Raw genomic sequence first — 20,429 nt, forward strand, 5'->3', positions numbered from 1 at the left:
TAGGTGTTGAAGGTCAAGTTCCATGCAAATCGGCATTGAGCCAACGCAAGCTCTTCGCCCTCGACGAACTCAAAAAATCCCTGCTGCACCAGGCCTTCAGTGGGCAACTGTGAGCCGCTCGCTGGGCAGGTGGCTCCGTCTATAGAATGACCTCATGAACCGCATTCACGCCATCAACCGCGAACGCATCGAATGGTGCTGTGCCGAACAGGGCATGGCGCCAAGCGAACTGGCGGGCGTGCTGGACATGTCGGCCGACCGTTGGGCAGCGTTCTGGTCTGACGATGCGGGGTTGACCTTCAACCAGTTGCGCAAGCTGGCCGAGCATTTCGGTCGGGGCATGCTGTTCTTCCTTGAAGCCGGTCCGGTGGTGGCGGAGCAGGTGCACACACCACAGTTTCGTACCCTGGCCCAGCAAAAGCCCGAGCTGTCTCAGCGGCTTCGCCTACTGATCGAGCGGGTTGAGCGACAGCGGGCCTTGTTCCTCAGCCTGCGCGAGGACTCGGACGATGCGCTGTGGGCACCGTTCGAGGCGCCTGTATTGCCGACGGGCAATGTGGCGGCGGCTGCCAAAGCCACCCGGCAATGGCTGGGCCTGGGTGAAGGCAAGAACGACTTTGAGAGCTACCGCAAAGCAGTGGAGGCCAAAGGCATTCTGGTGTTTCGCACCAATGGTTACAACGGCCCCTGGCAGATTGCCAAGGACAGCCCGGTGGCGGGTTTCGCGCTGTACGACGCGCAGTGCCCGGTCATCGTGGTGAAGAAGATGGCCACGGACGCACCGCAGGCCTTTACCCTGATGCACGAGTTGGCCCATGTGCTGCTGCACCAGGCGAGCTGGATCGACGACGAGGCCGACCTGCGCTCTATCCAAGGGCGCGAGCAGGAGGCCAACCTGTTTGCCGGGCTGGTGTTGGTGCCAGACCATTTCCTGGCCAGCATCAGCGATGCCGAGCGCCCCGGCGATGTGGCGGGGTTCAACGAATGGCTGAAACCCCAGCGCAAGGCCTGGGGCGTGAGCGCAGAAGTGATCTTGCGCCGCCTGCTGGCGGTGGGACGTTTGCCGCAGGCAACCTACCAGGCCTACAGAGCCTGGAGCCTGGAAACCGGCAACAACATGAAAAACGAGGGAGGCACGCGCATGTACCGACATCGCGAGCCAAAACACATTTTTGGTGATCGGTATGTGCGCACGGTGCTGAACTCCCTCAGCGCTCGGCGTATCACGCTGTCCAAGGCCAGTGGCTATCTGGACGGTTTGAAGATTGCCGACGTGCATGAGCTGGAGCGGCACTATGCGGGTGCTTGACGCCTCAGCCATCATCTACGCCTGGGACAACTACCCACCGGCCCAGTTTCCGGGGCTGTGGGGCTGGCTGGCCAACGAGCTGAAGACGCATGAGCTGGCCATACCAGTGGTGGCGCTCGAAGAGGTCGGACACAAATTGCCCGAATGTGCACAGTGGCTGAAGAACGCCGAGGTGCTGAGGCTGCCCATCAGCGAGGCCGTATTGATGACCGCCATGGTGATCAAGGATGCGATTGGAGTGGTTAACGACAAGTACCACCCGAACGGGGTGGACGAAAACGACCTGTTCATCATCGCGGCAGCCAAAGTTCATGGAGCCGAACTGATAACCAATGAGGCGAGGCAGTTCGGCGCTCAGAAAATGCCTAGTAAGCGCAGGATTCCAGCGGTCTGTGACATGGCGGATGTGAAAGTACCTAACTTGAATTTTCTGGAGTACATCCAGAAGTCACAGCAGGTCTTTTGAACGCAGCGGCTATGGACACGGCGCAGAGCGAAATACCACCAGACGGATCCATCGCAACATGGTCAGCGTTGCAGACGTTTGGGTTTCAGCCAGACGACAGCGTTTTCCCGAACGACGGCACGGCCATGTCCATCGAACTCGGTGGCTTCAAGCTTTCTGCAGCCAGAATGTCTAGCTTCATGCTGGTCGATGTGGTTGCCTTCACCGGCCTGTACCGGGCGCCACGAACGATGGCCTCCATCGAGTTTGAGATGCCTCTCACCGTTACATCGTTTGAACAGGCAGCGGCATGGATTGCATGGCATCTGCAAGAGCAACTCCCGAGTCGCGGAACGGCGTTCTCGCTGAAGCAAGCCGCGTTTGTGCTGCTGGGGCTCAAGCATCTGGACACCTTGCCTTGGGTGCAGCGGGCTGCCAGCTACGAGAAACGCCCTCGGTGCATGGTTGAACGCTCCTGGATGCGTCAGGCCTTGCGGCAGCTCGGCATCAATCTAGATGGTGCCGTTTCAGCAGACACGGTCAAGATCGCATTTGACGGCAGGATTTTGATCTTCAGCGGTGGAAACTGGGTTGTCCCCGTGCCCGCCAAGGGTGAAGCCTGGGTTTCTGAAATTCAAATCCCGGCACTGAACCTCACAGCGCTTCCCGCCAGGCTGAACGACAAAGACGTTTTGGTATCGATCTGGGACGATGGCCTTTGTATCGGCAGTCGGCTTTTTTTAGGAGCCATTTGCGGTGGCAAGAACACCCAGAGTCAAGTTCAACAACCTCCTATCATTGCCGACGGTCCGCCATGAACGAGGCTGAAACCCGCGCCGAACACATCGACCCCGCCCTGAAGGCCGCCGGCTGGGGCCTGGTGGAAGGCAGCCGCGTGCTGCGCGAACACGGCATCACTGCGGGGCGGCTGCAGGGCGCTGGCCAGCGGGCGCGGGCCGAGGTGGCCGACTACGTGCTGGTTTACCGCAACACCAAGCTGGCCGTGGTGGAGGCCAAGGCCTGGGACAAGCCCTGTGGCGAGGGTGTGGCGCAGGCCAAGCGCTATGCGTTGAAGCTGGCGTTGCGCTTTGGTTTTGCCACCAATGGGCAAAGCATCTACCGCATGGACATGGCGGCGGGTGTGGAAGGCAACGTGCCCAGCTTCCCGAGCCCGGACGAACTGTGGACGCAGACCTATGCGGAGCAGAACGCCACAGCCGATGCCTGGCGCGAGCGGTTTGCAGCGGTGCCGTTTGAAGACAAGGGCGGCACATGGCAGGGCCGTTACTACCAGGACATTGCGATTGCGCGCGTGCTGGAAGCCATAGGCGAAGGGCGCGACCGCGTGCTGCTGACGCTGGCCACCGGCACGGGCAAAACCTTCATTGCGTTTCAACTGGCGTGGAAGCTGTACCAGGCGCGCTGGAACTTGACCGACTGGCGCAAGGCTGACGCAAAGCCTGACGAGCTGGGCACGCGCCGCCCGCGCATCCTGTTTCTGGCCGACCGCAACATCTTGGCCGACCAGGCCTTCAACGCGTTCTCGGCGTTCGAGGACAGGTCACCGGGTACGCTGGTACGCATTGCCCCGGACGAGATCAAGCGCAAAGGCCGGGTGCCCAAGAACGGCAGCGTCTTTTTCACCATCTTCCAGACCTTCATGAGTGGGCCGGGGGACACGCCGTATTTCGGTGACTACCCGCCCGACTTCTTCGACCTGATCATCATCGACGAATGCCACCGGGGCGGAGCGAACGACGAAAGCAGTTGGCGCGACATCCTCGACTACTTCAGCCCGGCGGTTCAACTGGGGCTGACGGCCACGCCCAAACGCACCCTGAACACCGACACCTACGCCTACTTCGGTGAGCCGGTGTATGTGTACTCGCTTAAGGAAGGTATCAACGACGGCTTTTTGACGCCGTTTCGCGTCAAGCAGATTGCCACCACGCTGGACGAATACGTGTACACCGCTGACGACGAGGTGGTGCTGGGGCAGGTGGAACAAGGCAAGCGGTATGAAGAAAAAGACTTCAACCGCGTGATTGAGATCAAGGACCGAGAGGTTCACCGCGTGAAGCTGCTGCTGGAAATGATCGACCAGCGCGACAAGACGATTGTGTTTTGCGCCAGCCAGGCCCATGCGGCCCTGGTGCGCGACCTGATCAACCAGCGGGCTGCCAGCACCAACCCGCTTTACTGCGCCCGCGTAACAGCCAACGACGGCGCGCTGGGTGAACAGCACCTGCGCGACTTCCAAGACAACGAAAAGACCATTCCGACGGTGCTGACCACGTCGCAAAAGCTTTCAACCGGTGTGGACGCTCGCAACGTGCGCAACATCGTGCTGATGCGGCCGGTGAATTCGATGATCGAGTTCAAGCAGATCATTGGCCGGGGCACGCGCCTGTATGACGGCAAAGACTACTTCACGATCCTCGACTTTGTGAAGGCCCACCACTTGTTCAGCGATCCAGAGTGGGACGGCGAGCCGATTGAGCCAGAGGCGCCCGAACCCCGGCTAGAGCGACCCGATGTGGGACCGCAAGGCGAACCCCTGCCCAACGGGCCAGGGCCAGGGCCACTGCCCGAGCCCCGGCCTGAAAAGCTGGTGATCAAGCTGGCCGACGGCAAGGCGCGCCAGATACAGCACATGGCGGTCACCACGTTTTGGGGGCCAGACGGCAAGCCGCTGTCGCCCGCCCAGTTTGTGGAAAGCCTGTTTGGCGCCCTGCCCGAATTCTTCAAAAACGAGGATGAACTGCGCGCGATCTGGGCCGACCCGAGCACGCGCAAGGGCTTGCTCCATGCGCTGGCTGAAAAGGGCTTTGGGCGGGAACCGCTGGCGGAAATGCAGCGCGTGATCAATGCCGAAAACAGCGACCTCTACGACGTGTTGACCTACGTGGCATTTGCGCGGCCCACGCAGACGCGCGCCTACAGAGCCGCCACAGCGAAGGCCCAGGCCAGCGGGTTGTATGGCTATAAGCAACAGGCGTTCATTGAGTTCGTGCTGGCGCAATACGTGAGCCAGGGGGTGGATGAGCTGGCGCCCGAAAAGCTCACGCCTTTGCTGCGCCTGCGCTACAACAACGCCTTGGCAGACGCGGCCACAGACCTGGGGCCACCCGATCAGATACGCAGCACGTTCGTTGGCTTTCAGCGGCTCTTGTACCAAGAGGGCGGAGCACCAGCGGCGCCATGAGCATCGGGCACGATGTCAGGTTCAAAGCAGTCACTATGAAATTTCGAGGTTCACTTGGCCCATAAGCCCACCACACCGAAAAGCGAACAACTCACCCGGCCGGCAGACTTGCCGAAGGATGAGGAAGAAGCGGCGGACCCCACACGAATCTGTTGGACTCAGCTGCTTCGTGAAGAGCCCGACGATGAACTGCCGCCTGGTTCAGACAACCTTGATCAGGACGATCGGTTGGCCTGACGCTCATGGGACCAAAAAGCAATGCGTCTGGCGTGTTTTTTAGTCACCCTTCACGTTCATACAGAAAAAGGCCCCTTCAGGCCTTTTTTTTGCTTTCCAAGCGCCCGCGGATTCCCTGCGTTCAAGCCTCAGGGTCGAGCGACGCCACCGACAACCAGCTCACCACCACCAGCGGCAAGCACCGGCCAGACGCTTAGCCCACACGCTCGGTCAGGGCGTGGCCCCAGGTGAGCGACAGCATGGTGCCGCAGGCCGTGCCAACGAGCGCCAGGCCCAGCCCGCCCTCGCCCACACCCATGCGCTGCTGGATCTCGCCCATGCGCGGAAACAGGCCACCCAGGCTGAAGGCGTAAAGAAAAAACGCCGCATACACCCGCCGCGCAGGCTCCTATAGATCAGGCCCAGTGAAGTCTAAAGTCCGTTCGGGTTGAGCTTGTCGAAACCTTCCTCAGACATGGCACGAGCCCTTCGACAGGCTCAGGGCGAACGGTTGATACTTCATAGGGCCGAATCAATAGGCCCACCCGATGCGGTGGACCCAGCTGGCGCTATGGCCGGTGGGGCTCATGCACCGCTCAGCAACACACCCACGCCCAATGCCAGGAAGATCAGCGCAGCGACCACATGCACCGCTTTGATGGGCACGCGCCGCGTGATGGCGTCGCCAAAGAACACCACCGGGGCGTTGGCCAGCATCATGCCCAGCGTGGTGCCGGCCACCACGGCCACCAGCGGCTCGTATTGCGCGCCCAGCGCCACGGTGGCGATTTGGGTTTTGTCGCCCATTTCAGCCAGAAAAAACGCCCAGGTGGTTGTGAGAAACACCCCAAACTGGCGCTTGGGCACCGCGTCTTCGTCGTCCAGTTTGTCGGGAATCAGCATCCAGCCCGCCATGGCGATGAAGGACACGCCGAGCACCCAGCGCATCACGTCGGGCCCCGCAGCAGCCATGACCCAGGAACCCACCGCCCCAGCCAGCGCGTGGTTGAGCAGCGTGGCCGCCAAAATGCCCCAAATGATGGGCCAGGGTTTTTTGAAACGGGCGGCCAGCACCAGCGACAACAGCTGCGTCTTGTCGCCCATTTCGGCAAGAGCCACGATGCCCGTGGACAGTAAAAATGCTTCCAAACCCATTCCCCAAAACGCACATGAAAACGCAAATGAAAAAGCCCGCACCTTGAGCGGGTGCGGGCGATGGACAAGCGAGCAGTGTAGCCACTGCGGCTGTCAAAGTGCTATCAACTGGCCATCAATACGCTGTCAACCCATCAGATCAGCGGCACGCCGGTCTTGCTCTGGATGAACTCGCGGGTCACGCCGTCGGCCAGCTCCACCAGCTTCAAGCCTTCGGGTGTCACGTCCATCACGCCCAGGTCGGTGATGATGCGGTCCACCACGCCTTTGCCGGTCAGCGGCAAGGTGCAGGCAGACAAGATTTTCAGGTCTTCGGTGCCGTCTTTCTTTTTTGCCACGTGCTCCATGAGCACAATGACGCGCTTGACGCCCGCCACCAGGTCCATGGCACCGCCCATGCCCTTGACCATCTTGCCGGGAATCATCCAGTTGGCCAGATCGCCCTCGGCGGTGACTTGCATGGCGCCCAGAATGGACAGGTTGATCTTGCCGCCGCGGATCATGGCAAACGACTGGTCGCTGCCGAAAATGGCCGAGCCCTTCATGGTGGTCACGGTCTGCTTGCCGGCGTTGATCAGGTCGGGGTCCACCTCGTCTTCGTAGGGGAACGGGCCGATGCCGAGCATGCCGTTTTCGCTCTGCAGCCACACTTCTACATGGTCGGGCACGTGGTTGGCCACCAGCGTCGGGATGCCGATACCGAGGTTCACATAAAAGCCGTCCTGCAGTTCCTGCGCCGCACGCGCGGCCATTTGGTCTTGGGTCCAAGGCATGGTGATCTCCTTACTTGCGGTCGCGGGTGGTGCGCTTCTCGATGCGCTTTTCCGGGGTGGGGTTGAGCACGATGCGGTGCACGTAAATGCCGGGCAGGTGCACGTCGTCCGGTGCAATGTCGCCGGTGGCCACAATGCGCTCGACTTCCACAATGCAAATCTTGCCGGCCGTGGCCACGGCGGGGTTGAAGTTGCGAGCCGTCTTGTTGAAGCGCAGGTTGCCCGACATGTCGGCCACGTCGGCTTTCACCAGGGAAATTTCGGGCACCAGCGAGCGCTCCATCACGTAGGTCTCGCCGTCGAACTCGCGCAGTTCCTTGCCTTCGGCCACCAGGGTGCCCACACCAGTTTTGGTGAAAAAGGCCGGAATACCGGCACCGCCAGCGCGCAGCTTTTCAGCCAGCGTGCCCTGTGGCGTGAATTCGAGTTCGAGTTCGCCCGCCAGGTACTGGCGCTCGAATTCTTTGTTTTCGCCCACGTAGGACGAGATCATCTTTTTGATCTGGCGCGTCTGCAGCAGCTTGCCCAGACCAAAGTCGTCCACGCCGGCGTTGTTGGAAATGGCGGTGAGGTTCTTCACGCCAGAATCGCGCAAGGCGTCGATCAGGGCTTCGGGAATGCCGCAAAGGCCAAAACCGCCCACGGCGATCAGTTGGCCGTCAGCGACCACGCCTTTCAGGGCTTCGGCTGCGCTCGGGTAAATCTTGTTCACGTCGGTTGCTCCAGTGGTTGAACAGGGATAAGGAGACGATACTACGTAAAGACATACGTAGTTTGACCTAATGACTAACCCGAACCCCACCGAATTGAGCAGCCCCAGCGGCATTGACTATCGGCTCGCCTTTGACCTGGCCCCCGTGGGGCTGGCCCTGTCGCGCCAGCGCACCATGGTGGACTGCAACCAGGCGCTGTGCGACATGTTTGGCGCCAGCCGCGAGCAGCTGGTGGGCCAGAGCTTTCAAATTTTGTACCCCAGCGCCGACGAGTACGAGCGCACCGGCGCCCGCATTGCGCCCATTCTGGGCAAGAGTGGGACGTATGCCGACGACCGCATCATGAAGCGGGTGGACGGCCGACTGAAGGGCGAGCCGTTTTGGTGCCACGTGACCGGGCGGGCGCTGCGCCGCGAGGCGCCGCACGAGGCCGGTATCTGGAGCTTTGAAGACCTGAGCTCACGCCGCGCCGTGCGCGCCGAGCTGACGCCGCGCGAGCGCGAAGTGGCCGCCTTTTTGATGGACGGCCTGACCAGCAAGGAAATCGGCAAGCTGCTGGCCATCAGCCACCGAACGGTAGAAATTTACCGCGCGCGGCTGATGCGCAAATACCAGGCCGGCAGCTCGGTGGACCTGGTCCACAAACTCATTGCGGGTTGACCGGCCGGGCGCTCGCACAGCCGGACGCGCAGACTTTACTGGGGCTGGAACCCGCTGTCCTTGATGATCTTGGCCCACACCTTGGCGTAGCTGCGCTCGCGTGCGGCCAGCTGCTCAGACGTCATGTAACCCACGGTCAAACCCATGGCGGTGAGCTTGGCCTGCACATCGGGCTGGGCAATGGTTTTTTGGATGGCCGCGCCCAGCTTGTCCAGCGTGGCCTTGGGCGTGCCTGCGGGGGCAAAGATGCCGTAAAAAGGAATATCTTCAAAACCTGCCAGGCCCAGTTCGGCAAAGGTGGGCACCTCGGGCATGGCCGCCTGGCGCTGGGTGCCCATGACGGCCACCACGCGCAGCTTGCCGGCCTTGTGGTTTTCAATGAAGTCGGGAATGGACGCCACGCCGGCCGAAATCTGGTTGCCCAGCATGTCGCCCATCATGGGCGCGCTGCCGCGGTAGGGTGCTGCCACCAGGTCCAGCTGGTTTTGTTTGGCGATCACCTGCACCAGAAACTGCGGCACCGAGCCCGGCGCCGGAATGCCCACAGCGCCCTTGCCACCGCCTTGCTGGCGCACCCAGTCGGCATAGCCCTTGAGCGAGGTGGCGGGCGTGCCGCCAGACAAGGCAAAGGCGTTCACGAACGTCGCAAAGCCGGCCACCGGCACGAAATCTTTGGCCGAGTCGTAGCCGGGGTTTTTGGTGACCATGGGCAAGATGGTGATGCTGTGGTCGTGGCTCAAAAACAGCGTGTGGCCATCGGGCGCGGCGGCTTTGAGCGTTTGTGCCGCAATCTGACCGCCAGCACCGGGCTTGTTGTCCACCAGCACTGTGGTGCCCAGTTCGGTTTGCAGGCGCTCAGCCAGGATGCGGGCAATGGCGTCGGTGCCACCGCCGGCCGGAAAGCCCACCATGAGCTTGGTCACCGGCGACTGGGCCGCAGCCATGCCAAAGCTCAGCGTGGCGCCAACCGAAAGTGCCGTGCGCAGACAGCGGGAAAGAAAAGATCGACGGGGACGTGTCATGGAAAAACTCCGTTCTGAAGGGAAGAAAAGGAAAACGCCTGACCTCTCAGGCCGCCGGCGGCTCGCACACTTCGGCAGCGGTGCGAAACGCCTCCACCGAAGTCGGCACGCCGCAATACACCGCGGCGTGCAGCAGCACTTCTTGAATTTCCTGCACGCTGGCGCCATTGTTGAGCGCGCCGCGCACATGGCCCTTCAGCTCGTGCTGCTTGCCCAGTGCGGTGAGCATGGCCACCGTGACCAGGCTGCGGGTCTTGCGGTCCAGGCCGTCGCGCTGCCACACGTCACCCCAGGCAGCGCGTGAAATGTGGTCTTGAATGGGCTGGGTAAACGGGGTGGTGCCGGCCAGCGCGCGGTCCACAAATGCGTCGCCCATGACCTCGCGGCGGGTGGCCAGGCCGGTGCGGTATTGCTCGTCTTGCATGCTGTACTCCAGGTGTCTTGGGTGAGAATGACCCAAGGATAAACTGGCAAACGCCCCCTTTTTTTGACAGGAGACAAGAACATGAGCAACACCCCCCGATACCCCCTGCCCGACCTGAACAGCCTGCCTGAGGACCTGAAGGCCAAAATCCTGGAAGTGCAGGAAAAAGCCGGCTTTGTGCCCAATGTGTTCCTGGGTCTGGCGCGCCGCCCGGCCGAATGGCGCGCCTTCTTCGCCTACCACGACGCCCTGATGACGCCGGAGACGGCGGGGCGCACGTCGGGCCTGAGCAAGGGCGACCGGGAAATGATCGTCACCACCACCAGCGCGGCCAACCACTGCCTGTATTGCGTGGTGGCGCACGGCGCCATTTTGCGCATTTACGAGAAGAAACCGCTGGTGGCCGACCAGGTGGCGGTGAACCACCGCAAGGCCGACATTTCACCGCGCCAGCGCGCCATGCTCGACTTTGCCATGAAGGTGTGCCTGGCCTCGCACGAGATCGAGGACGCCGACTTTGCCGCCCTGCACGCACACGGTTTCAGCGATGAAGACGCTTGGGACATCGCCGCCATCACCGCGTTTTTTGGCCTCTCCAACCGCATCGCCAGCTTCAGCGGCATGATGCCCAACCCCGAGTTTTACCTGATGGGTCGGGTGCCGAAGCAAAAGTAGTTTGCCCCCCACGCTCCGCCGCTGCGCGGGTCGCTGCCCCCCGAGGGGGCGCGAATTCGCTTGGGGCGGCCCGGCGCTGAATTCCCTTGCTCAGCGCCCCAGCAAGGGCGGGCCGCCTGCGCACTCAATGAGGGCGCGGGCGTGGTCCGACATGGGCACCGACTTTTGCTGCGGAAAGTCGACCCAGACCACGGTGGCGCCGCCGTTGGCGTAGACCGTGCTGGGGTCGTCGGTGCGCAGCATCTCGTGGTAGGTGTCAAACGAGGTGCGGCCCATGGTGCCCAGGTAGGTGCGCACCAGCACATCGCCCGGAAACTCCAGCTGCCGGATGAAATTGCAAAACGCGTTGACGATCACCGGGCCTTCACCCTTGGGGTCGGCCGGCAGGCCCATGCCAAAAAACCAGTCCAGCCGCGCAATTTCCATGTAGCGGAAATACAGGGTGTTGTTGACGTGGCCCATGGCGTCCATGTCGCCCCAGCGGATGGGGACCACCACGCTGTGCACCAGTTTTTTGTCTTCAGGAAGTTCGAGTTTCATCGGTGTGCCTTGATAGAAGCCAGGATGCCCAGCACGAACAGCACGCAGGCCGCCCACTGTATGGCGGCCGGCCATTGGGCGCTCCAGGCAAAGGTGTAAATCAGTCCAAAAACGGTTTCACTGACGATGAGTTGCCCGGCCAGACTCGGGCTCAGGCGGCGGCTGGCCATGTTCCACAGCACCGCCGCCACCCAGGCCGAACCGATGCCGGTGACGGTGCAGACCAGCACAAAGGTGGCAAAGCCATCACGGGCCCGCAGGCTGGCCCATTCAGTCCCCCACAGGCCCCACAGCAGCAGCGCCCCCACGCCCGCTGCCATGCCGAGCCAGTTGGCCCAGTCGGTCGAATTCACCTCGGGGTGGCGCCTTAGCCAGGCGGCGTTGAGCAGGCCAAACGCGGTCCAGCTCGCCATGGCCGCCACCGCATACAAAACGCCGCGCCACACCGGCCCGGCGGGCGCGTCTGCGCTGCCGTGGCTGGTGGCCTCGCCCGTGGCTTGCATCATCAGCACCATGCCCAGCGCGGTGAGCAACACGCCCGGCACCAGGGCACCCCAGCGCAAAGCGTGCGGCTTGCCGAGCACCATCACCCAGAGCGGTATGGTGCCAATGATCAGCACCGGCAAAGCGGCGCCCGCGTCTTGAATGGCCAGCACCAGCAGCAGGTAATAACCGGTGTAGCCCAACACGCTCAGGCCCAATGCCGCCAGGGCCTGGCGCGGCGTGGGCCCGTGCCAGGCACCCAGCTGCACAGGCTGGTGGGCGCGGCGACGAAACAAGCCGGCCAGCGGCCTGGCGGCAAACAGCAGCAGCGCAAACAGACCACAGGCCACAAAACGGCCCACGGTGACGTCCACCGAGCTGAAGCCCGGCAGCATCAAGGGCGTCACGAAGGTCATGCCCCAGAACGCGCCGGCACCCAAGCCGGCCAGGATGCCGGTGAGCATGCCTGCCGGCCAGACGCTGGTGCGTGCGGCGTCGGTTGCAATCAAGAATCAGACCCCAAAACCATCGTCGGCCGCGATCACCGCGCCGTTGATGAAATGGCTTTCGCTGGCGCACAGCATGACCAGCAAAGCGTCCAGGTCGGCGGGATGGCCCACGCGCTTGCGCGGCAGCATGTTCACCAGCTTTTGCCCCTGTTCGGTGGCCCAGTGGTGGTGGTTGATTTCGGTGTCGATGTAGCCCGGGCAAATGGCGTTGACGTTGATGCCGTACTTGCCCCACTCCACCGCCATCGCCTTGGTCATGTGCACCACAGCGGCTTTGCTCATGCAGTACACGCCAATTTGCGGCAGCACTTTCAGACCCGCCATGGACGCGATGTTGATGATGCGCCCGCCCACGTAGGTGCCGGGTGCAGCGCCCTTGGCACGGGCCAGCATGCGCTTGGCCACCTCTTGCGCCACAAAAAACGCGCCTTTGGTGTTGGTATTGAGCACGAAGTCGTAGTCGTCTTCGGTCACATCCTGCAGGCGCTGCGTGGTGCTCACGCCCGAGTTGTTCACCAAAATGTCGATCGGGCCGACCTCGGTTTCTGCGTGGGCGATGGCCGCTTTGATGGACGCGATATCGGTCACGTCCAGCGCCACCACGTGGGCGTCGCCGCCTTCGGCCTCGATGTGGGCGCGCAAGGCCATCAGCCGGTCGGTGCGCCGGCTGGCCAGCACCACCGCCGCGCCGGCGCGGGCCAGCGTTTTGGCAAACTGCTCACCCAAGCCGCCCGAAGCGCCCGTGACCAGGGCCACACGGCCCGACAAATCCAGTGTGTAAGCCATTTAGAGTTGCTCCTCGAATGAGCCCGCCGCAAAGGTGTTCGCGTCGGGCGTGACACCGATTGTGCGACATCGCCCACTAGAATCCGTCTCCACGACGACAAGATCTGCACCCCCATTTCTGACGGACGGCTTGCGCCGCCGGACTGACATTCAACAGAGACTGCACACCATGAGCCCACAAGAGATCCTCAGCACCTACGGCCCACGCGAAGCGATGGAATACGACGTGGTGATCGTCGGCGGCGGCCCCGCCGGCCTGTCAACGGCCATCCGCCTCAAGCAACTGGCCACCAAGAAGGGCAGCGAGATCAACGTCTGCGTGCTGGAAAAAGGCTCTGAGCCCGGCGCCCACATCCTCAGTGGCGCCGTGATGGACCCCAAAGCCATCACCGAGCTGTTCCCGAACTGGAAAGAACTCGGCGCCCCGCTGAACCAGCCCGTGACCGGTGACGACCTGCTGGTGCTCAGCGAAACCGGCGCCCAGCGCACGCCCGACTGGCTGATGCCGCGCAACTTTGACAACCACGGCTGCTACGTCATCAGCCTGGGTGCGGTGACCAAGTGGCTCGGCGAACAGGCCGAAGCCTTGGGTGTGGAAATTTTCCCTGGCTTCTCGGCCGCCGAAGTGCTCTACAACGACGATGGTTCGGTCAAGGGTGTGGCCACCGGCAACCAGGGCGTGGGCAAAGACGGCGAGCCGATGGACAGCTTCCAGATCGGTATGGAGCTGCACGCCAAGTACACCGTGTTCGCCGAAGGCGCCCGCGGTCACCTGGGCAAGCAGCTGATCGCCAAATTCAAACTGGACGAAGGCAAAGACGCGCAGACCTTCGCCATCGGCATCAAGGAACTGTGGGAAGTGCCGGCCGACAAGGCCAAGCCCGGTCTGGTGGTGCACACCGCCGGCTGGCCGCTGAACGACGACGCATTTGGTGGCGGGTTCCTCTACCACCTCGAAGGCAACAAGGTCACGCTGGGCTACGTCATCGGCCTCGATTATCAGAACCCCTGGATGAGCCCGTTTGAGGAAATGCAGCGCTGGAAAACCCACCCCAGCATCAAGGCCCACATTGAAGGTGGCAAGCGCCTGGGCTATGGTGCGCGCGCACTCAACAACGGCACGCCCCAGGCCCTGCCCAAGCTGGTGTTCCCGGGCGGCGCCATGGTGGGCTGCAACGCCGGCTTCCTGAATGCGGCGCGTATCAAGGGCAGCCATGCGGCCATCAAGAGCGGCATGCTGTGCGCCGAAGCGGCGTTTGAAGCGGTGAGCGCAGGCCGCCAGAGCGATGAGCTGAGCGCCTTCGAGACCGGCTACAAGGCCAGCTGGCTGCATGAAGAACTGTGGACCTACCGCAACTTCAAGAACTGGTTCAAGAAGAGCCCGCTCATGGGCAAGCTCATGACCGGCGTGGAGCACTGGTTGCTGCCCAAGGTGGGCGTGAGCAACCCGCCCTGGACGCTGCACAACACGACCAAAGACCACACCAAGCTCAAGCCAGCGGCCGACATGCCGCAGATCACCTACCCGAAACCGGACGGCGTGATCACGTTTGACCGGCTTTCCAGCGTGTTTGTGAGCAACACCAACCACGAAGAGCAGCAGCCCGCGCACCTGACGCTGAAAGACGCGAGCGTGCCGGTGCAGATCAACCTGGCGAAGTACGCCGGACCCGAGAGCCGCTACTGCCCGGCCGGGGTGTACGAGTTCGTGAACAAGGACGGCGCGGACCAGCTGGTGATCAACGCGCAGAACTGCGTGCACTGCAAGACCTGCGACATCAAGGACCCGACGCAGAACATTGTGTGGGTCACGCCGGAAGGCGGCGGCGGGCCGAACTACGCCGGCATGTGACGGCACCCAGCCTGCATCCGGCGCTGGTCGAGCGCCTGCAGCAGTTGGCCAGCGGGCCGCGCCGTTTGCTCGGCGTGGTGGGCCCACCCGGCGCGGGCAAATCCACGCTGGCCAGCCTCATGGCACAGAGCTTGGGCGCGCAAGCCCAAGCCGTGCCCATGGACGGCTTTCACCTGGCCCAAGTGGAGCTGGAGCGCCTGGGCCGTGCCCAACGCAAGGGCGCACCCGACACCTTTGACGCCGCCGGCTACGCGGCGCTGCTGCGCCGCCTGCGTACGCAAACCGGCGACGAAGTGGTGTATGCGCCCGACTTTCGCCGCGAAATCGAAGAGCCGGTGGCCGGCGCCCTGCCCGTCTTCGCACACACCCCGCTGGTGATCACCGAAGGCAATTACCTGCTGCTGCAAGACGACGGCTGGTCGCCCGTGGCAGACCTGCTGGACGAGGTGTGGTACCTGCAAGTCGACCCCGCCCTGCGGCTGCAACGGCTGGCCGTTCGCCACGAGCAATTTGGCCGCAGCCGCGAGCAGGCACTGGCCTGGATAGCCACCACCGACGAACCCAACGCGCGACGCATTGAGGCTTGCATGCACCGCGCCCACCGCCGGGTGGCCTGGAACGGCGCAACGGCGTGTTTTGAATTCGAGCCGGGTTGAAAACACGCGCTGTGCTTTAGAATGCGCGTCTGTCAGGAGAGAGCCGCCCCACGGGTGGCCGCCGAAGGCGCAGGCGGTTTGCTGAACCAGCAAGCCCTGAACGCTCAGGCAAAAGGACTGGCAAGCAGCGGCTGAAAAGCCGCTGTACCCCACTGGAGAGAGGCCGTTGTTCAGACGGCCCACCGAAGGAGCAAACGCGGCATCGCCCGCGTGAATCTCTCAGGTAAAGCGGACAGTGGGGCAGCGCACGGATGAACCGTGTAAGCCCTTCAGTGGGCCTGCCCCATTGAGTCCCGGTACAACCCTCCAGAAAGCCCGCCGTGTCTGACGCCCCCACCGCTTCCGAACTGCTGAACACACCGCTGCACGCCCTGCACCTCGAACTGGGTGCCCGCATGGTCCCCTTTGCAGGCTACAGCATGCCGGTGCAATACCCCGCCGGCCTGATGGCCGAACACCACCACACGCGCACCGCGGCAGGCCTGTTTGACGTGTCTCACATGGGCCAGCTGCGCCTGGTGGGGCCAGACGCCGCTGCCGCCTTTGAAACCCTGATGCCGGTAGACGTGGTGGGCCTGGGCGTGAACAAACAGCGCTACGGCCTGCTGCTCACGGAAGCCGGCGGCATCATCGACGACCTGATGTTCGTCAACCGGGGCCATGACATTTTTGTGATCGTCAACGGCGCCTGCAAACACGGCGACCTGGCCCACATCCAGTCCAGCATCGGCAAGCTGTGCCATGTGGACGCGCAGTTCGACCGCGCCCTGCTGGCCCTGCAAGGCCCGCAAGCCGTGACGGCCCTGAAACGCCTGCTGCCTGGCGTGGAAACACTGGTGTTCATGACCGGCGCGCCCTTCACCTGGGCCGGCGCTGACTTGTACATCACCCGCAGCGGCTACACCGGTGAAGACGGGTTCGAAATTTCACTGCCTGCTCCGGTGGCCGCCGACTTTGCCCGCGCCCTGCTGGCACAGCCCGAGGTGAAGCCCGTGGGCCTGGGTGCCCGCAATTCGCTGCGGCTGGAAGCGGGCCTGTGCCTGTATGGGCAAGACATCGACACCACCACCACACCGGTGGAAGCCGCGCTGAACTGGGCCATCCAGAAAGTGCGCCGCACCGGTGGCGCCCGTGCTGGCGGCTTTCCCGGCGCGGCCCGCGTGCTGGCTCAACTGGACGGCACCGAGCCACTGCTCCGCAAACGCGTGGGCCTGATCGCGCTGGAGCGTGTGCCCGTGCGCGAGCACACCGAACTGCAAAGCACCGCGGGCGAAACCATCGGTGAAGTCACCAGCGGCCTGCTGGGCCCCACCGCTGAAAAGCCTGTGGCCATTGGCTATGTGAACCCAGCACAGGCCGCCCTGGGCACCCGCGTGAACGCCATCGTGCGCGGCAAAACCGTGCCCATGGAAGTGGCGGCCATGCCTTTCGTTCCCAACCGCTACTACCGCGGATAAAGTCAATCCCGTTCGGGCTGAGCCTGTCGAAGCCCTCACACAACCGTCACGCTGCCCTTCGACAGGCTCAGGGCGAACGGAACCGATCGCATTTCTCAAAGGACCACCATGACCACCAAATACACCGAAGACCACGAATGGATCAGCGTTGACGGCGACATCGCCACCGTCGGCATCACCCCCCATGCGCAAGACGCGCTGGGCGACGTGGTGTTTGTGGACCTGCCCGAAGTGGGCAAGACCTTTGCCCAGAAAGAAGTGGCCGGCGTGGTCGAGTCGGTGAAAGCCGCTGCCGACGTGTACATGCCCATCAGCGGCGAGGTGGTGGAAGTGAACGAAGCCCTGCGCGCCGACCCCTCGCTGGCCAACAGCGATCCGCTGAACACCGGCTGGTTCTTCAAAGTGAAGCTGTCCGACGCCTCGCAAGTGGACGCGCTGCTGGACGAAACCGCTTACGCCGCTTTCGCTGCTTGATGTTTTTGCTCCCTCCCCCTCTGGGGGAGGGTTGGGGTGGGGACTGGCGGAGCCAAGAAGCCTGCTCGCCACGTTCGATCGTCGCGGCACGAGCCCCTATCCCGGCCTTCCCCCCGAGGGGGAAGGAGCAAGACAAGCCCTCTGATATTTAACCATCGCAACAAGGTCGTCCCATGCTGATGCCGTCTGTCAAACCCCTCGATCAACTCGAAAACGCCAGCGAGTTCATTGCCCGCCACATCGGCATCAGCGAAGCCGACGAGGCCCACATGTTGTCGGTCATTGGCGAGGCTTCGCGCCGCGCGCTGATCGACTCCATCGTGCCGCGCAGCATTGCGCGCAGCGTGGGCATGCAACTGCCGCCCGCCATCACCGAGGCCGCGGCACTGGCCGAACTGAAAGCGCTGGCGCAGCAAAACCAGTTGCTCAAGAGCTTCATCGGGCAAGGTTATTACGGCACGCACACGCCGGGCGTGATTCTGCGCAACATCCTGGAAAACCCGGCCTGGTACACCGCCTACACGCCCTACCAGGCCGAGATTTCGCAGGGCCGCATGGAAGCGCTGGTGAACTTCCAGACCATGGTGACCGACCTGACCGGTATGGCCATTGCCAACGCCTCGATGCTCGACGAAGCCACCGCCGCGGCCGAAGCCATGACGCTGGCGATGCGCACCGTGAAGAGCAAAAGCAAGGTGTTTGTGGTGTCGCGCGCCTGCCACCCGCAAACCATTGAAGTGATTCAGACACGCGCCAAGCCGCTGGGGATTGAAGTGCTGGTGCCGCCCAGCGCGGACGCCTGGGCTGCTGCGTTGAACGGCGAGCATTTCGCCGCGCTGGCGCAGTACCCCAACAGCACCGGCCTGGTGGAAGACCTCACCGCCTACGCCGCCCGCAGCCATGCGCAGTCCGCCGCTTTCATTGTGGCTGCCGACCTGCTGGCCCTGACGCTGTTGAAAGCCCCTGGCGAGATGGGCGCCGACATTGTGGTGGGCACCACCCAGCGCTTTGGCATGCCCATGGGCGCCGGTGGCCCGCACGCCGCCTACATGGCCTGCCGCGACGAGTACAAGCGTTCGCTACCCGGCCGCCTGGTGGGCGTGAGCGTGGACGTGCACGGCAACCCGGCTTACCGCCTGGCGCTGCAAACGCGCGAGCAACACATTCGCCGCGAAAAAGCCACGTCCAACATCTGCACCGCGCAGGTGCTGCCGGCCGTGGTGGCCAGCATGTACGCCGTGTACCACGGCCCGCAAGGCTTGAAACGCATTGCCCAGCGCGTGGCCGCCTACACCGCCGTGCTGGCCCGCGGTCTGCAGGGCATGGGCTACACGCTGCGCAAGGAAACCGCGTTTGACACCATCTGGGTGCTGGCCAAAGACGCCACCGCCTCGCTGATGCAGCGCGCCCGCGACGCCGGCTTGAACCTGCGCCAGGCCTGTGACCAGAGCATCACCATGTCGATCGACGAAACCACCACGCGCGAAGACATTGCCGCGCTGTGGCGCGTGTTCGCCACCAGCGGCCAGACCCTGCCCAGCTTCGACGCGTTCGAAAAAGGCATCGAGCCGCTGATTCCCGCCGAGCTGCGCCGCACCAGTGAGTTCATGACGCACCCGGTGTTCAACAGCCACCACAGCGAAACCGGCATGCTGCGCTACATCCGCAGCCTGTCAGACAAAGACCTGGCGCTGGACCGCAGCATGATCCCGCTGGGCAGCTGCACCATGAAGCTCAACGCCACCAGCGAGATGATTCCCATCACCTGGCCCGAGTTTGCCAACGTGCATCCGTTTGCCCCTGCCGACCAGTTGCAGGGCTACAAAGCGCTGGACGAGCAACTGCGCGCCTGGCTCTGCCAAGCCACGGGCTACGCCGGCATCAGCCTGCAGCCCAACGCAGGCTCGCAGGGTGAATACGCGGGCCTGCTGGCCATTCAGGGCTACCACGCCTCGCGCGGTGACAGCCACCGCAACATCTGCTTGATTCCCAGTAGCGCCCACGGCACCAACCCGGCCAGTGCCCAGATGGTGGGCATGACAGTGGTGGTGACCAAGTGCGATGAAAACGGCAACGTCGACATGGCCGATCTGAAAGCCAAGTGCGAGCAGCACAGCGCCAACCTCGCCGCCGCGATGATCACCTACCCCAGCACGCACGGCGTGTTTGAAACCACCGTGAAAGAGCTGTGCGCTCTGGTGCACCAGCACGGCGGGCGCGTGTATGTGGACGGCGCCAACATGAACGCGCTGGTGGGTGTGGCCGCGCCGGGTGAATTTGGCGGCGACGTGAGCCACCTGAACCTGCACAAGACCTTCTGCATTCCGCACGGCGGCGGCGGCCCTGGCGTCGGCCCGGTGTGCGTGGTGGAAGACCTGGTGCCTTTCCTGCCGGGTCATGCCACCGGTGGCGTCAAGGGCAGCGTGGGCGCTGTGTCCGCAGCACCTTTGGGCAACGCAGCGGTGTTGCCGATCAGCTGGATGTACATCCGCATGATGGGCGCCGATGGGCTCAAGCACGCCACCGAAGCAGCCATTTTGAGCGCGAACTACATCAGCAAGCGCTTGGCCGACCACTACCCCACGCTGTACGCATCGGCCAACGGCCATGTGGCGCACGAGTGCATTCTGGACCTGCGGCAGCTGAAAGAAACCAGCGGCGTGATGGCCGAAGACGTGGCCAAGCGGCTGATGGACTACGGCTTTCACGCGCCCACGCTGAGCTTCCCTGTGGTCAACACACTGATGGTGGAACCGACCGAGAGCGAAACGCTGGGAGAGCTGGACCGCTTCATCGACGCGATGATCGCGATTCGCAACGAGATTCGCCAGATCGAGGCAGGCACCTGGCCTCAGGACGACAACCCGTTGAAAAACGCGCCGCACACCGCCGCCAGCGTGCTCACGAGCGAGTGGGCCCACCCCTACCCGCGCGAAACGGCGGTTGCCGCCGCGGGCCGTGCCGTCAACACCAAGTTCTGGCCGTCGGTGGGCCGGGTGGACAACGTCTACGGCGACCGCAACCTGTTTTGCAGCTGCGTGCCGATCAGCGAACTGGCTTGAAGCCACACTGAAC

At 63.3% G+C, this 20,429-nt stretch carries 20 protein-coding genes and 2 riboswitches; of the genes, 11 read left to right on the forward strand and 9 right to left on the reverse strand.

What is annotated here, in order from left to right; genetic code table 11:
• The first annotated feature begins 154 nt into the window (after positions 1-154).
• The 4 genes from AC4QBL_RS09425 to hsdR all read left to right on the forward strand — a co-directional run bounded on the left by AC4QBL_RS09425 (position 155) and on the right by hsdR (position 4,959).
• Positions 155-1,309, forward strand: a complete 1,155-nt coding sequence (locus AC4QBL_RS09425; protein WP_472908203.1) for an ImmA/IrrE family metallo-endopeptidase — start codon at positions 155-157, stop codon at positions 1,307-1,309.
• Positions 1,278-1,775: a DUF4411 family protein gene (locus AC4QBL_RS09430; protein ID WP_472908204.1), complete on the forward strand. Its 498-nt coding sequence runs from the start codon at positions 1,278-1,280 to the stop codon at positions 1,773-1,775. Before AC4QBL_RS09425 ends, AC4QBL_RS09430 begins: the two co-directional genes overlap by 32 nt.
• Before the next feature lie 125 nt (positions 1,776-1,900).
• The gene (locus AC4QBL_RS09435; RefSeq protein WP_472908205.1) at positions 1,901-2,572 is read left to right on the forward strand and encodes a hypothetical protein; all 672 of its coding nucleotides are present in this window, start codon (positions 1,901-1,903) and stop codon (positions 2,570-2,572) included.
• Entirely contained in the window at positions 2,569-4,959 is a 2,391-nt protein-coding gene (hsdR, locus tag AC4QBL_RS09440; RefSeq protein ID WP_472908206.1) for an EcoAI/FtnUII family type I restriction enzme subunit R, read from the forward strand. Before AC4QBL_RS09435 ends, hsdR begins: the two co-directional genes overlap by 4 nt.
• A gap of 430 nt (positions 4,960-5,389) precedes the next feature.
• Here hsdR and AC4QBL_RS09445 read toward each other — a convergent pair whose 3' ends face one another.
• The 4 genes from AC4QBL_RS09445 to AC4QBL_RS09460 form a co-directional block, all read right to left on the reverse strand.
• Positions 5,390-5,569, reverse strand: coding sequence for a hypothetical protein (locus AC4QBL_RS09445; protein ID WP_472908207.1), 180 nt, complete (start codon positions 5,567-5,569; stop codon positions 5,390-5,392).
• A gap of 191 nt (positions 5,570-5,760) precedes the next feature.
• Positions 5,761-6,324, reverse strand: coding sequence for a TMEM165/GDT1 family protein (locus AC4QBL_RS09450; protein WP_472899705.1), 564 nt, complete (start codon positions 6,322-6,324; stop codon positions 5,761-5,763).
• A 140-nt stretch (positions 6,325-6,464) separates the two neighbouring features.
• On the reverse strand, positions 6,465-7,103 hold the full coding sequence (locus AC4QBL_RS09455; RefSeq protein WP_472899706.1) for a CoA transferase subunit B: 639 nt from the start codon (positions 7,101-7,103) through the stop codon (positions 6,465-6,467).
• A gap of 10 nt (positions 7,104-7,113) precedes the next feature.
• Entirely contained in the window at positions 7,114-7,815 is a 702-nt protein-coding gene (locus AC4QBL_RS09460) for a CoA transferase subunit A (protein WP_472899707.1), read from the reverse strand.
• 70 nt (positions 7,816-7,885) lie between these two features.
• On the opposite strand from AC4QBL_RS09460, the gene AC4QBL_RS09465 reads away from it, so the two are divergent.
• Complete coding sequence (locus tag AC4QBL_RS09465; RefSeq protein WP_472908208.1) at positions 7,886-8,476, forward strand: LuxR C-terminal-related transcriptional regulator; 591 nt, start codon at positions 7,886-7,888, stop codon at positions 8,474-8,476.
• 35 nt (positions 8,477-8,511) lie between these two features.
• On the opposite strand, the gene AC4QBL_RS09470 is transcribed toward AC4QBL_RS09465, so the two are convergent.
• Together AC4QBL_RS09470 and pcaC are read right to left on the reverse strand one after the other, a co-directional pair.
• Positions 8,512-9,498: a Bug family tripartite tricarboxylate transporter substrate binding protein gene (locus AC4QBL_RS09470; RefSeq protein ID WP_472899709.1), complete on the reverse strand. Its 987-nt coding sequence runs from the start codon at positions 9,496-9,498 to the stop codon at positions 8,512-8,514.
• Between the two features lie 46 nt (positions 9,499-9,544).
• Entirely contained in the window at positions 9,545-9,922 is a 378-nt protein-coding gene (gene pcaC, locus AC4QBL_RS09475; protein WP_472899710.1) for a 4-carboxymuconolactone decarboxylase, read from the reverse strand.
• Between the two features lie 81 nt (positions 9,923-10,003).
• On the opposite strand from pcaC, the gene AC4QBL_RS09480 reads away from it, so the two are divergent.
• The gene (locus tag AC4QBL_RS09480) at positions 10,004-10,597 is read left to right on the forward strand and encodes a peroxidase-related enzyme (RefSeq protein ID WP_472899711.1); all 594 of its coding nucleotides are present in this window, start codon (positions 10,004-10,006) and stop codon (positions 10,595-10,597) included.
• A gap of 90 nt (positions 10,598-10,687) precedes the next feature.
• Here AC4QBL_RS09480 and AC4QBL_RS09485 read toward each other — a convergent pair whose 3' ends face one another.
• Genes AC4QBL_RS09485 through AC4QBL_RS09495 form a run of 3 tightly spaced genes read right to left on the reverse strand, consistent with a single transcriptional unit; the run spans position 10,688 to position 12,915 of the window.
• Positions 10,688-11,137, reverse strand: a complete 450-nt coding sequence (locus AC4QBL_RS09485) for an acyl-CoA thioesterase (RefSeq protein WP_472899712.1) — start codon at positions 11,135-11,137, stop codon at positions 10,688-10,690.
• Positions 11,134-12,129 carry a DMT family transporter gene (locus AC4QBL_RS09490; RefSeq protein ID WP_472908209.1) on the reverse strand — a complete coding sequence of 332 codons (996 nt, stop codon included), beginning with the start codon at positions 12,127-12,129 and terminating at the stop codon, positions 11,134-11,136. Before AC4QBL_RS09490 ends, AC4QBL_RS09485 begins: the two co-directional genes overlap by 4 nt.
• A gap of 3 nt (positions 12,130-12,132) precedes the next feature.
• On the reverse strand, positions 12,133-12,915 hold the full coding sequence (locus AC4QBL_RS09495) for an SDR family oxidoreductase (protein ID WP_472908210.1): 783 nt from the start codon (positions 12,913-12,915) through the stop codon (positions 12,133-12,135).
• A gap of 169 nt (positions 12,916-13,084) precedes the next feature.
• On the opposite strand from AC4QBL_RS09495, the gene AC4QBL_RS09500 reads away from it, so the two are divergent.
• From AC4QBL_RS09500 to gcvP, 5 genes are all read left to right on the forward strand, one after another.
• Positions 13,085-14,767, forward strand: a complete 1,683-nt coding sequence (locus AC4QBL_RS09500) for an electron transfer flavoprotein-ubiquinone oxidoreductase (protein ID WP_472908211.1) — start codon at positions 13,085-13,087, stop codon at positions 14,765-14,767.
• Positions 14,764-15,423, forward strand: coding sequence for a nucleoside/nucleotide kinase family protein (locus AC4QBL_RS09505; protein WP_472908212.1), 660 nt, complete (start codon positions 14,764-14,766; stop codon positions 15,421-15,423). Before AC4QBL_RS09500 ends, AC4QBL_RS09505 begins: the two co-directional genes overlap by 4 nt.
• A 23-nt stretch (positions 15,424-15,446) precedes the next feature.
• Positions 15,447-15,553: riboswitch (glycine riboswitch) on the forward strand.
• A 12-nt stretch (positions 15,554-15,565) separates the two neighbouring features.
• Positions 15,566-15,669, forward strand: a riboswitch (glycine riboswitch).
• Between the two features lie 149 nt (positions 15,670-15,818).
• On the forward strand, positions 15,819-16,880 hold the full coding sequence (gene gcvT, locus AC4QBL_RS09510; RefSeq protein ID WP_492131657.1) for a glycine cleavage system aminomethyltransferase GcvT: 1,062 nt from the start codon (positions 15,819-15,821) through the stop codon (positions 16,878-16,880).
• Between the two features lie 108 nt (positions 16,881-16,988).
• A complete protein-coding gene (gene gcvH / locus AC4QBL_RS09515) occupies positions 16,989-17,354 on the forward strand; it encodes a glycine cleavage system protein GcvH (protein WP_472899717.1) in 366 nt (121 codons plus the stop codon).
• 173 nt (positions 17,355-17,527) lie between these two features.
• On the forward strand, positions 17,528-20,416 hold the full coding sequence (gene gcvP / locus AC4QBL_RS09520) for an aminomethyl-transferring glycine dehydrogenase (RefSeq protein ID WP_472908214.1): 2,889 nt from the start codon (positions 17,528-17,530) through the stop codon (positions 20,414-20,416).
• The last annotated feature ends 13 nt before the right edge of the window (positions 20,417-20,429 follow it).

It is taken from the genome of Hydrogenophaga sp. L99 (genome assembly GCF_058731905.1).

What these genes read in the sequence shown, in the direction of transcription:
- AC4QBL_RS09425 (WP_472908203.1), top strand. Translation starts at nt 155, where the DNA reads ATGAACCGCATTCACGCCATCAACCGCGAACGCATCGAATGGTGCTGT.
- AC4QBL_RS09430 (WP_472908204.1), top strand. Translation starts at nt 1,278, where the DNA reads ATGAGCTGGAGCGGCACTATGCGGGTGCTTGACGCCTCAGCCATCATC.
- AC4QBL_RS09435 (WP_472908205.1), top strand. Translation starts at nt 1,901, where the DNA reads ATGTCCATCGAACTCGGTGGCTTCAAGCTTTCTGCAGCCAGAATGTCT.
- hsdR (WP_472908206.1), top strand. Translation starts at nt 2,569, where the DNA reads ATGAACGAGGCTGAAACCCGCGCCGAACACATCGACCCCGCCCTGAAG.
- AC4QBL_RS09455 (WP_472899706.1), bottom strand. Translation starts at nt 7,103, where the DNA reads ATGCCTTGGACCCAAGACCAAATGGCCGCGCGTGCGGCGCAGGAACTG.
- AC4QBL_RS09465 (WP_472908208.1), top strand. Translation starts at nt 7,886, where the DNA reads ATGACTAACCCGAACCCCACCGAATTGAGCAGCCCCAGCGGCATTGAC.
- AC4QBL_RS09470 (WP_472899709.1), bottom strand. Translation starts at nt 9,498, where the DNA reads ATGACACGTCCCCGTCGATCTTTTCTTTCCCGCTGTCTGCGCACGGCA.
- pcaC (WP_472899710.1), bottom strand. Translation starts at nt 9,922, where the DNA reads ATGCAAGACGAGCAATACCGCACCGGCCTGGCCACCCGCCGCGAGGTC.
- AC4QBL_RS09480 (WP_472899711.1), top strand. Translation starts at nt 10,004, where the DNA reads ATGAGCAACACCCCCCGATACCCCCTGCCCGACCTGAACAGCCTGCCT.
- AC4QBL_RS09485 (WP_472899712.1), bottom strand. Translation starts at nt 11,137, where the DNA reads ATGAAACTCGAACTTCCTGAAGACAAAAAACTGGTGCACAGCGTGGTG.
- AC4QBL_RS09495 (WP_472908210.1), bottom strand. Translation starts at nt 12,915, where the DNA reads ATGGCTTACACACTGGATTTGTCGGGCCGTGTGGCCCTGGTCACGGGC.
- AC4QBL_RS09500 (WP_472908211.1), top strand. Translation starts at nt 13,085, where the DNA reads ATGAGCCCACAAGAGATCCTCAGCACCTACGGCCCACGCGAAGCGATG.
- gcvT (WP_492131657.1), top strand. Translation starts at nt 15,819, where the DNA reads ATGGTCCCCTTTGCAGGCTACAGCATGCCGGTGCAATACCCCGCCGGC.
- gcvH (WP_472899717.1), top strand. Translation starts at nt 16,989, where the DNA reads ATGACCACCAAATACACCGAAGACCACGAATGGATCAGCGTTGACGGC.
- gcvP (WP_472908214.1), top strand. Translation starts at nt 17,528, where the DNA reads ATGCTGATGCCGTCTGTCAAACCCCTCGATCAACTCGAAAACGCCAGC.